This window comes from Gammaproteobacteria bacterium (assembly GCA_028817255.1).
GTDB classification, from domain to species: Bacteria; Pseudomonadota; Gammaproteobacteria; order Porifericomitales; family Porifericomitaceae; genus Porifericomes; species Porifericomes azotivorans.
In genome coordinates this window covers 1-13027 of the sequence record JAPPQA010000122.1, presented here as the reverse complement: position 1 = coordinate 13027, position 13027 = coordinate 1, and the positions used below count along the sequence as shown (strand labels likewise).

Annotated in this window: 9 protein-coding genes and 1 tRNA gene; 6 read left to right on the top strand and 4 right to left on the bottom strand. The window is 62.2% G+C overall.

Annotated features, from left to right (window positions below; genetic code table 11):
- The first annotated feature begins 186 nt into the window (after positions 1 to 186).
- A tRNA-Gly gene (locus OXU43_05495) sits at positions 187 to 260 on the top strand.
- Between the two features lie 118 nt (positions 261 to 378).
- Here the strand turns inward: OXU43_05495 and OXU43_05490 are convergent.
- The 4 genes from OXU43_05490 to OXU43_05475 all read right to left on the bottom strand — a co-directional run bounded on the left by OXU43_05490 (position 379) and on the right by OXU43_05475 (position 7374).
- Positions 379 to 978: an SPOR domain-containing protein gene (locus tag OXU43_05490; GenBank protein MDD9824606.1), complete on the bottom strand. Its 600-nt coding sequence runs from the start codon at positions 976 to 978 to the stop codon at positions 379 to 381.
- Entirely contained in the window at positions 975 to 2738 is a 1764-nt protein-coding gene (gene argS, locus OXU43_05485; GenBank protein ID MDD9824605.1) for an arginine--tRNA ligase, read from the bottom strand. Before argS ends, OXU43_05490 begins: the two co-directional genes overlap by 4 nt.
- 166 nt (positions 2739 to 2904) lie before the next feature.
- Complete coding sequence (locus OXU43_05480; protein MDD9824604.1) at positions 2905 to 4929, bottom strand: primosomal protein N'; 2025 nt, start codon at positions 4927 to 4929, stop codon at positions 2905 to 2907.
- A gap of 21 nt (positions 4930 to 4950) precedes the next feature.
- Positions 4951 to 7374 carry a penicillin-binding protein 1A gene (locus tag OXU43_05475; GenBank protein MDD9824603.1) on the bottom strand — a complete coding sequence of 808 codons (2424 nt, stop codon included), beginning with the start codon at positions 7372 to 7374 and terminating at the stop codon, positions 4951 to 4953.
- A gap of 340 nt (positions 7375 to 7714) precedes the next feature.
- Here OXU43_05475 and OXU43_05470 point away from each other — a divergent pair, with 340 nt between their 5' ends.
- From OXU43_05470 to OXU43_05450, 5 genes are read left to right on the top strand one after another with little or no spacing between them, the layout of a single operon-like run.
- Entirely contained in the window at positions 7715 to 8782 is a 1068-nt protein-coding gene (locus OXU43_05470) for a pilus assembly protein PilM (protein ID MDD9824602.1), read from the top strand.
- On the top strand, positions 8782 to 9384 hold the full coding sequence (locus OXU43_05465) for a PilN domain-containing protein (GenBank protein ID MDD9824601.1): 603 nt from the start codon (positions 8782 to 8784) through the stop codon (positions 9382 to 9384). The genes OXU43_05470 and OXU43_05465 overlap by 1 nt, the downstream gene beginning before the upstream one ends.
- 4 nt (positions 9385 to 9388) lie before the next feature.
- On the top strand, positions 9389 to 9988 hold the full coding sequence (gene pilO, locus OXU43_05460; GenBank protein ID MDD9824600.1) for a type 4a pilus biogenesis protein PilO: 600 nt from the start codon (positions 9389 to 9391) through the stop codon (positions 9986 to 9988).
- On the top strand, positions 9985 to 10545 hold the full coding sequence (locus OXU43_05455; GenBank protein MDD9824599.1) for a pilus assembly protein PilP: 561 nt from the start codon (positions 9985 to 9987) through the stop codon (positions 10543 to 10545). The genes pilO and OXU43_05455 overlap by 4 nt, the downstream gene beginning before the upstream one ends.
- A gap of 26 nt (positions 10546 to 10571) precedes the next feature.
- Positions 10572 to 12689, top strand: a complete 2118-nt coding sequence (locus OXU43_05450) for a type IV pilus secretin PilQ (GenBank protein MDD9824598.1) — start codon at positions 10572 to 10574, stop codon at positions 12687 to 12689.
- Positions 12690 to 13027: the final 338 nt, after the last annotated feature.

The window sequence follows — 13027 nt, the reverse complement described above, 5'->3', positions numbered from 1 at the left end:
CCCAATTTCATATACATATTCCAGGGCATATGGTTACAAAATACATGTTTCGGTACATATGTCGGTTGCCCTCTCGGAGAAAGCGGCGACATACACATAATTGGTACGCATTCTTCCCGCGCCTTGCAGGAATCCTTGCCCACGCCCCGCCGGGCGCAATAGAATGCGGGCAGCAGATTGCCCCACGCGGGTGTAGTTCAATGGCAGAACTTCAGCTTCCCAAGCTGATAACGAGGGTTCGATTCCCTTCACCCGCTCCATGCAGGATGCGCCCGCGCTCGTTCCTATTCGCCGGCCCGCTCGCCGGTTCAATCGCCGGTCCATGTTCCGGGCGGGCGTATGCCGCGGGCGGGCGCGCGGAAGACTGCCCGGAAGACTTCAGGGGCCGGGACCGGCGCCGCGGGCGTCTTGCTCCTTTTGTTGCAGCACGATGAAGCGGAATCCGGCGCGCAGCAGCTGGCCGCGGGCTTCTTCGAGTTCGCCGATGCGGGCGAATGGGCCTACCTTGACCCGGTACCAGAGGCCCTGTTCGGCCAGGTTGACCGTCTGGATGTCCGCCTTCAGCCCCAGGAAGCCGAGGCGCGCCCGCAGTTGTTCCGCCTCGCCGGGACGGCGAAAGGAGCCGGCCTGCAGGAAATACCGCCCGGAGGGGGCGGGGGCGGGCTGGCTTTTTTCGTCCGGCGGCGCAATTCTCCATTCCGGGACCTGCGACTCTTTCGCCGGGAGGATGGAGTAGAACTCGAATTTCGGCTCCGGGGGCGCCTCCCGGCTGTGTTCCGTTTGCGCGGGATCTTTCGCGGCGGCCGGAGCAGGGGGGGCCGCGTCTCCCGAAGGCTGGCGCCCCGCAAGGTGGTAAACGCTGGCCGCTACCGCCAGGCCAAGCGCGAATCCGGACAGGAAGTAAGAGGGCCGCTGCCGGCGGCCGGCGGCCCCGGGGGGCCGGTCGGTCTGGACGTTTTTGTAGTCGCCCGGGATCACATCCGTTCCGGCGCTTCGACCCCCAGCAGCGACAGGCCGTTGACCAGCACCGTTCGAACCGCGCAGGCCAGGGCCAGACGGGCGTCCCGCGTCGGCGGCGGACTCGCCAGGATGGGGTGGTGGTTGTAGTACACGTGGAAGCGGTTGGCGAGGTCGCGCAGGTAGAAGGCTATCCGGTGCGGCTCGCGCGCCTGCGCCGCCGCCCGGACCAGCGCCGGCCATTCTTCCAGGCGGGCCATCAGCTGCCTTTCCACAGGCTCCGTCAGGGCTTGCAGCTCTTCCCGCGTCCGGGCCGGCGCCGCGCCCCCCTCGCCGGCGGCTTTGCGCATGACGCTGCAGATGCGGGCGTGGGCGTACTGGATGTAGTACACGGGGTTGTCGTTGGACTGCGCCTTGGCCAGCGCCAGGTCGAAATCGAGATGCTGTTCTCCCTTGCGCATGACGTAGAAGAACCGCGCGGCGTCGCGCCCCACCTCTTCCTGGAGCTGCCGCAGGGTGACGTATTGCCCGTCGCGCGTGGACATCGGCACTTTTTGTTTGCCGCGGTACAAGGTGACGAATTGCATCAGCAGGATCTCCAGCAGGCGGGCATCTTCGCCGCAGGCCGCTACCGCCGCGGTGAGGCGCTTTACGTAGCCGTGGTGGTCGGCGCCCCATACGTTGATCATGCGCTCGAAGCCGCGCCGGTATTTGTCCCGGTGGTAGGCGATGTCGGAGGCGAAGTAGGTGGTTTTGCCATTGGCCCTTACGATCACCCGGTCTTTTTCGTCGCCCAGCTTGCCGGAACGGAACCAGACGGCCTTTTTTTCTCTGTAGGTGTGGCCGTTGCGCTCGAGTATCCGCAGGCATTCCCGCACCTTCCCGCGCCGGGCCATGCCGCTCTCGCGTACCCAGCGGTTGATGACGACGCCGAAGGATTGCAGGTCTTCCCGTATGCCGTTCAGGATTTCTCGAATGCCGAAGCGGGCCACGGCGTCGAAGTGGCGGCCCAGCGCCTTGCGGGCGGCGCGGAGCCAGGCGTCCAGCAACGCTTCCCGGTCTTCCTGTCCTTGCCCGTTCTCGCGGGGCCATTGCCAGTCGGCGGGCGGCAACAGCCGGCCGTTCGCCGCCCCCCGCCAGTCCGCCAGTTTGTCGGCGATGGGGCCCAGGTAGTCGCCCCGGTAGGCGCCCTCCGGAAAGGGCAGCGGGCGCCGGTGGCTGCGCTCCAGGTAGCGAAGCCAGACGCTGAGGCCCAGGATCTCCGCTTGCCGGCCTATGTCGTTGACGTAGTACTCCCTGGAGACTCGGTGCCCCGCGGCCTCCAGGAGGTTGGCGAGGATGTCTCCGTAGGCGGCGCCGCGGCCGTGGCCTACATGCAGCGGGCCGGTGGGGTTGGCGGAGACGAATTCCACCAGCACCGTGCGCTCTTGCTCCGGCCGGGCGCGCCCGTAGGACCCGCCGCGGGCGAGGACTTCGGCCACCACGGCATGATAGGCGCGCGCGGAGAGGAAGAAATTCAGGAATCCCGGCCCGGCGATTTCCACCCGCTCCAGCCAATCGGAAGGGGGGAGCTGCGCCTGCAGTCTTTCCGCCAGCCGGCGCGGCGGGAGGCCGAGCGAGTCGGCGAGGGCCAGGGCCGCGTTGCTGGCGAAATCGCCGTGAGCGCTCTCCCGGCTGTTCTCCACCCGGATGCCGTCCGCCGGCGGCGCCTGGGCGCCTTCTTGCCTGCAGATCGCCGCTACCGCCCGCGCGAGCCAGTCTTGTACCTGGGTCCTTAGCAATCGCTTGCCGCTCTTGCCGGTCTCGAAGCCGTTGCCGGGGCGTTCGCCGTCGGCCGGCGCCGGTGCGCGGGATGCGGGGACGCCGCGCGAGGCGGGGCGCGAGGCGGGGCGCGAGGCGGGGCGCAGGGCGGGGCGCAGGGCTTTGGACGGGCGGGGGCGCGGCAGCTCACTGCAAGATGCCCATGGGGTCCACGTCTATGAACCAGCGGCACTTGTGCTTCTGTCGCAGCCGCTCCAGTTCCGGCAATCCCCGAGCGAGGATTTCGCGGAGCCGCTCCGCTTTGCTGCTTTGCAGGACCAGTTGCTGACGGTGGCGCCCGGCCCGCCGTGCCATGGGGGCGGGGAAGGGGCCCCATATTTCCATGTCTTGCTGCCGGCCGTTGCCGGCCAGCTGCCGATGCAGGTGCGCGCAGGCTTGCCGCAGGAAGCGGCCGGCTCTCTCCCGGTCGGCGGCCTCCGCCTGCAACAGCACCATGCGCCGGTAGGGGGGCAGGCTGGCCGCCTTGCGTTCCCGCAGCGCCAACCGGGCAAATCCCGGATAGCCTTCCCGCAGCAATGTGTTCAGCCAGGGATGCTCGGGGTGGTGCGTCTGGATCAGCACGGTGCCCGGGTGGGCGCCGCGGCCGGCGCGCCCTCCTACTTGTAAAATTTGCTGCGCCATCTGCTCCGCCGCCCGGAAATCCTGGCTGTAAAGCCCCCGGTCGGCGTCCACGATCCCTACCAGCGTCACCCGCTCCAGATGGTGCCCCTTGGCGATCATCTGCGTCCCTACCATGATGTTCGTTTGGCCGGAGCGGATCTCCTGCAGCAGGGCCTCCAGCGTCCCCTTGCGCCGGGTCCGGTCCCGGTCAATGCGAGCGATGCGGGCATCGGGGAAAAGCCTGGCGAGGGTGGCCTCTATGCGTTGCGTACCGTGTCCCAGTTCCAGGTAGCTGCCGCCGCAGTCCGGACAACGGTTTGGTTTGGGCAGGCGCCGGCCGCAGTGGTGGCAGCGCAGCTCCCGGGGTATGCGGTGGTACGTAAGGTTGGCGTCGCACCGCGCGCAGCTCTCCTGCCTGCCGCATTGGTGGCATAACAGCGCCGGCGAGTAGCCGCGGCGATTGAGAAAGAGCAGCACTTGCAGCCCTTGCCCGAGTTGTTGCCGGATTGCCTCCTCCAGGGGGGCGGAGATTGCCCCCTGCATCGGGTGTCTGCGCACATCGAGCAGGCGCATTTGCGGCAGTCGGGCGGCGCCGACCCTGGCGGGCAGGCGCAGATGCTTGTAGCGTCCCCGCCCGGCATTGCGCAGGGACTCCAGGGAGGGGGTGGCGGAACCCAGGATGAGCGGGATGCCCTCTATTTTTGCGCGCATTACGGCGACATCCCGGGCAGAGTAGCGGAATCTTTCCTGCTGTTTATAGGAGCGGTCATGTTCTTCGTCTATGACCACCAGTCCCGGCCGCAGCAGCGGGGTCCAGATGGCCGAGCGGGTTCCCACCACGATGGGAGCCCGGCCGGCGCGGGCGGCCAGCCAGGCCAGCAGCCGTTCGCGGTCGGTGCGCTGGGAATGCATGAGCGCCATCGGCATTGCGAGACGCCGCTCGATCTGCTGTATGTGCTGGGGCACCAGACCGATCTCGGGCAGCAGCAGCAGGGCCTGTTTTCCGTCGCGGACCGTCTTTTCGATGGCCTTCAGATAGACTTCGGTTTTGCCGCTGCCGGTGACGCCTTCCAGTAGATAAACCTCCGGTTTGTTCGCTCCCCGCAGTATGGCGTCGGTCGCCTGTCGCTGTTCCCGTGTCAATTGCGGCCGCGGTTCGGTCTGAACCGTATTCGCATCCGCTGGCGGTCCTTCGCTTGCCGGCAGGGGGCGGCCGCGGCGCAGCAAGGGAGGCAAGGCGGTGAAGAAGGCCTCTCCGACCGGATGCTGGTAGTAACGGCTGCCCCAGTGCAGTAGCCGCAGCAGGGACGGACCGAGCAGCGGTTGGCGGTCTATGAGGCGTATGGCGGGGCGCAGCCGGGAGGCCGGCAGCGCGCTGTGCTCCGTCAGGGCGCTTAGCAGGCCGGTGCAGCTTCGTTTCGCCAGCGGGACTTCCACGCGAATGCCCGGCCGCATTTCCCGGAGGTCGGCGCCTTCCGGGGGCAGATAGTCCAGGGGTTCGCGCAAGGAAAGCGGCAGGGCGATCCTAAGGATCGTAGTGCGGCCAGGCACAGGGGCTTTGCGGGCCGGGGCTCAGAAGAGCCGTTCCCGGATGCCCTCCGGGTCGTCGGGCGCCGCATCCACGGTCGGCGGCTGCCCCGGGTTGTGCGCGGGGACGTGGGAAGCGCGGAAGGTTTCGTTGACGGTCCGCTTGCTGTACTTGTCCGCCAACAGGCCGGTATCGGCATCAATCACTACGTTGACCAGCCCTTTCGGCTGCGGCCTTATGTTTTCCCGGGTCCCCTCCAGGGCCTTGTCCATGAATCGAATCCACATGGGTAGCGCCGCCCTGGCGCCGGTCTCGCGGTTGCCCAGGGGGCGGGAGTCGTCGAATCCCACCCAGGCCACCGCCGCCAGTTGTTCGTTGTATCCGGAAAACCAGGCGTCTTTCTGTTTGTTGGTGGTGCCGGTCTTGCCGGACAGGTCTTTGCGGTTGAGCGACCGAGCGCGGACCCCAGTGCCGCGTTGAATCACTTCGCGGGTTATGGAATTGACGATCCAGGCATTTTCCGCACTGATCACGCGCGGCGCCTGGTCGCTGTCTTTCGCCGTTCCCGGATCGATGACGGCAAGGCCCACTTGACTGCCGTAGTAGCCTGGGCCCGTGTCCTGGCACGACGGTTCCGTGCAGGCTTTTCTGGGCCGGTGCCGATAAACGGCTGCTCCCGTGTCGCTCTCGATGCGGGCGATGAAGTAAGGATCCACCCGGTAGCCTCCGTTCGCGAATACGCAGTATCCCCGGGCGAGTTCCCAAGCTGTCAGTTCGCCGCTGCCGAGCGCCAGCGACAGTCTGGCAGGCAATTTTTCCGCCGAGAACCCAAACCGCTGCAGGTATGCCTTGACGAAGGGGATGCCCACCGAGTCCAGAAGCCGGACCGAGACCAGGTTGCGGGAATGGACCAGGGCCTCTCGCAGCCGGGTGGGGCCGTAGAATTTGCCGCTGTAGTTTTTCGGGCGCCAGTCTTCTCCGTCGGCGCCGATGTTGTCATATACCACCGGGGCGTCGTTGATGATGCTGGCGGCTGTGTATCCCGCCTCCAGGGCCGCGGAGTAGATAAAAGGCTTGAAGCCGGAGCCGGGCTGGCGGTGCGCCTGGGTTATCCGGTTGAATTGACTGCGCTGGAAGTCGAATCCGCCCACCAGGGCCATTGCCGCCCCGTCCACGGGATTCATCGCCACCAGGCTGCCCTCCAGGCCGGGGAGGGGCGCCAGGTACCATTTGCCCTGCCGGTCTTCGCGAATGCGGATCACGTCGCCGACCTGGATGATATCCGTGGCCCGGGTCGGCTTGGGACCGCGCCGGTTCCCGTCAATGTAGGGTTGCGTCCATTCCATGCCGGTCCACTCGATGACGACGGTGCCGATGCCTACGGAGTAAACTTCCGCCGCCCGTTCTTCTATGCCTACTACCAGTGCCGGGTGCAGCCCGCCGAGGACTTGGTGATTGTTCAGCAGTTGCCGCCACTGCGCCTCGCCGTCTTCGGGACGCAGGGAATAGTAGCGCTCCGGGCCCCTGTAGCCGTGGCGGACCGAGTACTCCAGGAGCGACTCTTTCAGGGCCTGGTTGGCGGCGTATTGCAGCCGCGCCTGGAGGGTGGTGAAAACCCGATAGCCCATGGTCAGTGCCTGTTCTCCGTATCGCCGCACCATTTCGGTGCGCGTCATTTCCGCTACATGGGGCGCCTCCACTTCTATGCGGGGGGTGTGCAGCTTTGCCTTGACGGGGGTATCCGAGGCCGTTCGGTGCTGCTGTGCAGTGATATAGCCAAGTTTCAACATCCGGTTCAGCACGTAGGCCCGGCGTTCCAGGGCCGCTTGCGGGTTGCGAACCGGGTTGTGTTCCGACGGCTTTTGCGGGATTCCGGCCAGCATGGCGATCTGGGCCAGGGAAAGGTCTCCTATGTCCTGGCCGTAATAGACTTCCGCCGCCGCGGCGATGCCGTAGGCGCGGTGGCCGAAGAAAATCTTGTTGAGGTATAACTCCATGATCTGTTCTTTGCTCAGTTGCCGCTCTATCTTCAGGGCGAGCATGATCTCGCGCAGTTTGCGGCGGTAGGTCTTTTCCCGGTGCAGGAAAAAATTGCGGGCGACCTGCATGGTAATCGTGCTGCCGCCCTGCGTCTTTTTGCCGGTGCTCAGCAGGTGGAGGGTGGCCCGGAGCAGGCCCTGCCAATCTACTCCCGGATGCGTGAAAAAGCGGTCGTCTTCGGCAGCCAGTACCGCATGGATTGCCAGTTGCGGCATTTTGTCGAGGCGAACGGGGATGCGCCTTTTCTCTCCAAACTCTCCGATCAGGGCGCCTTCCCGCGTATAGACCCGCAGGGGAATTTGCAATTGTATGTCGGAGAGGGTGTCTATGTTGGGCAGGGTGGGAGCGAGGGACTGTACGACCCCGACCAGGGCAAGGATCGTCAGCAGCAGGGCGATCAAAAGCGATTCGGTCAGTTTGCGGAACACTGGTTTCGGAATCCTTGATAAGAAACTTGCATTTATTTACGTAATACGCTAGAATGCTTAACTGTTGTGGCATGTAAAGCGCAAAAGCGGCGGCAAATCTTTGCTTTCATGGGCAAATATTAACCCAGTTGCCGCAAAGAGGCGAAAGGTGCTATAATCTTCTGCTAAAGCTTACTCGTACAAAATGCTGGTTTTAGATAATAAAACCCTTTGCTCCGGACAAGGAGGATGGAGAACAAGGGGGGAAGACGACCAGGTTAAGGTTTCCTGTCTCTGCCCGCCTTCTTCGTTCGCCGTGAAACGGGGCAGGGGTCTTGAAGCGATTCAGGAGGCCTGAGATATGCCGTTGTTTGCCCGTCCTGCCGTTCCCGTGCTGGGGATTGATATCAGCGCCGCCTCCGTGAAGGTGCTTGAGCTGGGGGCCCGAGGGGATAACTTTCGGGTGGATGCCTACGCTGTCGTTCCTTTGCCTGCCGAGGCGATGGTAGAAAAGAACATATCGAATGTCGAGGCGGTTAGCGGCACCCTTGCCAAAGCGGTGAAGCAGTCCGGCACCAAGCTGAAGCATGGGGCGGTGGCCGTGGCCGGCTCTTCGGTGATCACCAAGGTGATTAACATGCCGGCGAATATTTCGGAAAGCGATCTGGAACTTCAGGTCGAAATTGAGGCAGAGCAGCATATCCCGTTTCCCTTGGAAGAGGTGCATATGGATTTCGAGGTCGTGGGGCCTACCGAGGGCAATCCCGAGCAGGTGGACGTGTTGTTGGCGGCCTCGCGCAGCGAAAACGTGGATAACCGCGTGATGGTGCTTGAGCAGGCCGGCCTGATCCCCAAGATCGTGGATATCGAAACGCTCGCCCTGGAGAATACCGTCGCCATGATGATGGAGGAGGAATACGGGGAGGAATCCGCGGAAGGGCAGGTGGTGGCGGTTGCGGATATCGGCGCGGGCAGCACGGTCTTCAGCGTACTCAAGGATATGCGAATCATGTACTCCAGGGAGGACTCGTTCGGCGGCAACCAGTTGACCGAGAAGATCCAGGAGGTGTACGGGCTTTCCTACGAGGAGGCCGATATGGCGAAAAAGCAGGGAGGGCTGCCCGATAACTATGAGGCCGATGTCCTGGATCCGTTCAAGAAATCCATGGCGCAACAGATCGGACGGATGGCCCAGTTTTTCTACTCCGCCAGCCATATCTCCAGCATTGATTACCTCTTGCTGTCGGGCGGTTCGGTCGCCGTATCGGGTATTGGCGACTTGGTCGAGGAGCAGGTGAGCATTCCCACGACGATTGCCAATCCGTTCGCGAAGATGAAAAAGGCCGCTCGAGTTTCGGAGGAGCAACTCACGCGCGATGCGCCTTCATTGATGATCTGCTGCGGTTTGGCCCTCAGGAGTTTCGACTGATGGCAAGGATTAACTTACTTCCCTGGCGCGAAGAACTGCGCCGCCAGAAGCAGAACGAATTTCTCACTTTGCTCGGCCTGGCGCTGATCGTGGCCTTGTTCCTGGGAGTGGTGGTGCATTTTTCTTATGTGCGGTTGATTGATTACCAGAATAGCCGCAATAACTATCTGAACGCGCAGATCGAAATTGTCAACAAAAAGATCGAGGAGATCAGGGCGCTGGAGGATGAGAAGAACAGGCTGATCGCCAGGATGCGCGCTATTGAAGAGTTGCAGGGCAGCAGGCCCTTCAATGTGCGGTTGCTGGACGATTTGGCGCGGCGGATACCGGAGGGGGTCAGCTTTACCGCCGTTAAGCAAGGCGGCAACACGCTTACGATTACCGGTGTGGCGCAGTCAAACGCCCGCGTGTCTTCCCTGATGCGCAACCTGAACAGTTCGGAGTGGTTGGCCAATCCCCGCCTCAGCCTGATTGAGAGCAAAGACGAGCCGGGCTCGGGCGGGCAGGGAAAGCAGGCGCGTCGTCTCAGCCATTTCTCTTTGCAGATCCAACAGGTGCAGCCCAAGTCCGAGTCCGACGAGGAAGGGGAGCTGGCAGGTTGATCCGATGGATATTGCGGAACTGAAAACTCTGGAATTCTCGCAGATCGGCTCCTGGCCGATCGCGATCAGGTTGGTTATCGTCGCCGTCTTATGTTCGGTCCTGTTATATCTTATCTGGCATTTCGACGTGCGCGGTTTGCGCGAGCAGTTGGGGCAGGCGGAAAACATGGAGGTGCAGTTGAAAGAAGAGTTCGAGACCAAGCAGACGACAGCGGCCAACCTGAATGCCTTAAAGGAGCAGATGAAGCAGATACAGGAATCGTTCGGCGATTTGTTGCGGCAATTGCCGAACAAGGCAGAGATGGAAGGTTTGTTGATCGATATATCCCAGACGGGCCTGTCGGCTGGTCTGGAATTCAAGTCATTCCGGCCTCAGAACGAAAACCTGAAGGAATTTTATGCCGAGCTCCCCATAGAAATCAGCGTGGAGGGAGACTATCACCAATTCGGCAGTTTTGTCAGCGGCGTTTCCTCCCTGCCGCGGATCGTCACCACGCATAACATCGGGATCGCCAGTGCCGGGGGAGCCGGTTCGGTGCTGCGGATGACGATCATTGCCAAGACCTACCGCGCCTTGAGCGTGGAAGAAGGCGGACAGCAATGAGAGAAATATGCCTGCATCTCTTTCGGGGCGGCAGTCTTGCGCTGCTGGCGTTGCTGACGGGGTGCACTTTGGGCGGGGATATCTCCGACCTGGAGCTTTATGCGGACGAGGTGAACGCGCGTCCCGGATCGGGCATCCCTGCCTTGCCCGAATTCAAGCGGACTCCCTTGTACCTGTACCAGGCAGGGGAGCTGCAGGCGCGGGATCCGTTCGTGAAATTCTATTTGCAACAGGAGGAAGAAAGCAATTTGGCCAGCGAGCAGATCAATCCGGAATGGCAGTACGAACTTTCCGAGCGCAGCAAAGAAGAGCTGGAGAGCTTCGAGTTGGACAGTTTGCGCATGGTGGGGCTCATTGAGAACGACAGCGGTCGTTGGGGAATTATCATCGATCCCGATCGGGTTGTGCATCGGGTCAAGGTGAACAACTACATGGGTCAGAACATAGGCAAGATCGTGAATATTACCGAGGATCGCATCGAGATCCGGGAGTTGTTTCAGGACAGTCAGGGGCGCTGGGGGCAGCGCGAGGCGTCCCTCTCCCTGCTGGAGGAATGAATGCTGCGCGAGATGAGGACAAAGATATGAATACAGCGAAATGCACCCGACGGGGCATCCGACGGGAATCTCGTGCCGGCTGTTGCGGGCTGGCGCTGGCATTCGGGTTGTTGGGCATGAGTTGGCTTCCGATGGCCTGGGCGCAGACCCTGGACAGGGTGGACTATACGGTCCGTCCGGGCGACCGGGTCTTGCTGGAGCTCGGATTTTCCGATGAGGTCGCCGCTCCCAGGCATTTTACTATTGACGACCCGGCACGGATCGCGCTGGATTTCCCCGGAGTCTCGGTCAATCTTGCCGAGAAATCCCAGCCTATAGGGGTCGGGAAGATTGACGGAGTTACTGCCTTGGAGGCGGCCGGCAGGGCGCGCGTGGTTATCAACCTGGTTCGGATGGTGCCTTACGATATTCAGGTCGAGGGCAACACGGTTCTGATTTCCCTGAACGAGGACCAGGGAATAGCGCGGGTACGGGCGGCAGAGGCAGCCCGCGTCGAATTGGCCGACGTGGAGCAAGGGTATCGAATCACGAATGTGGATTTTCACCGCGGCAACAAGGGAGAGGGTTTGGTCCAGGTGTCTTTTTCCGACGCGGCCGTGGATATGCGCATTGACCGTAGCGGCAAGGAATTGGAGGTCTCTTTCCGCGGGGTAGAGTTGCCCGCGGAATGGGACAGGCGCATGGAAGTGGTGGATTTCGCCACCCCGGTCAATGAGATCGACGTCTTTTCCGATGCGGATGGCACCCAGATGAAGATCGTCATGCGCGACTTCGCTTATGACTATTTGGCGTATCAGACGGATAACGATCTCACGATCGAGGTCAAGCCGCTGTCGGAGAAAGAGCAGGAAGCCCTCAAGGCGGACCGGTTCGCTTATGTGGGAGAGAAGTTGTCCCTGAATTTCCAGGAAATAGAGGTGCGGGCGGTCCTGCAATTGCTTGCCGATTTCACCGGCTTCAATCTGATCGCCACCGACACGGTCACCGGGAATGTCACGTTGCGCCTGAAAAACGTGCCCTGGGATCAGGCTATGGATATCATCCTGAAGTCCCGGGGCCTGGGGATGCGACAGGAAGGCAATGTGATCATCGTGGCTCCCCAGGAGGAGCTGTCCGCCCGCGAGCGGGCACAGTTGGAGAGCGTCCAGGCGCTTGAGGAACTGGAAGCCTTGCAAACCGAGTACATTTCGATCAACTACGCCAGGGCCACGGATATGGCGGAACTGATTCGCGGGGAAGCGTATAATTTGCTGTCCGAGCGGGGCAGTACGACGGTGGATCAGCGGACCAATACCTTAATCGTGCAAGACATCAGTGCCACCATAGCGGCGGTGAAGGAAATGGTTGCCCGCCTGGATGTGCCGGTGAAGCAGGTGTTGATCGAGACCCGGATCGTCACCGCGCAAAGGGAATTCGTCGAGAATCTGGGAGTGAGGTTCGGATATTCCCGGACGGGAAACACGAAGGGCCGGTTCTTTCAGTTCGGCGGGAGAAACAGGGGGGATGTCGCAGCCGGCGACGATCCTTGTCCCGGGTTTTGCGGAGAGGCGGGCAGTCCCGGTTACATCACCGCTCTTCCCATCGCCGAGGCTACGGCCGGGCGCTTCGGTCTGGCGATAGGCAAGGTAGGCTCCTGGCTCCTGAACCTTGAGTTGCAGGCGTCAATCGCCGATAACAAGACCGAGGAGATTGCCAGCCCGAAGGTGATCACCGTGAATCAGGGCGAGGCCGTTGTGGAAAGGGGCGTGGATATTCCCTACCAGGAGGCGTCGGCCAGCGGCGCGACCGCGGTCTCGTTCCGCAAGGCAGTGCTGTCGCTCAGGGTGACCCCGCAGATTACTCCCGACGAACGGGTTCTGCTCGATCTGCACGTGAGCCAGGACAGCCAGAGCGAGTCCGCGCAGGCCGGCGATATCCCGATCATAGACACCAATGAGTTGAGTACCAACGTGCTGGTCGAGGACGGCGAGACCGTCGTGTTGGGAGGCGTGTTCAGCGATAATAAAGTGGACAACACGAACCGTATCCCCTTCTTTGGCGACCTCCCCTATGTGGGCTTCTTGTTCAGGGACAGGCGGCAGTCAAACACGAGGCGGGAGTTGCTCGTATTCGTGACGCCCAAGATCCTCGGGGAGGATATTTGATGCGCCGTCGCGCCGCAACCGCCGCAACCGCGTTGCGCCCGTAAACTGCAACCGCTAAGGATACTCTGATTAAAACGTATCCCAGTACGCATCTTTTCCCCGCCATTCCTGCGAAAGCAGGAATCCAGCGCAAGTAGAGCGCGGTACGCGCACATTGCGGCACCGGGCGGCCCGCGCCTGTCTTAAAAGGAGCGCGAGGCGTGCGCTTTATACGCTGGATTCCTGCTTTCCAGGCTGCGTAAAAACCGTCTTCGGCACTTTTTTCCGCCATTCCGGGGGGGGCTGTCCTTCCGGGCCTTTTTTTCTGTCATTCCGGGGTTTTTTTCTGTCATTCCGGC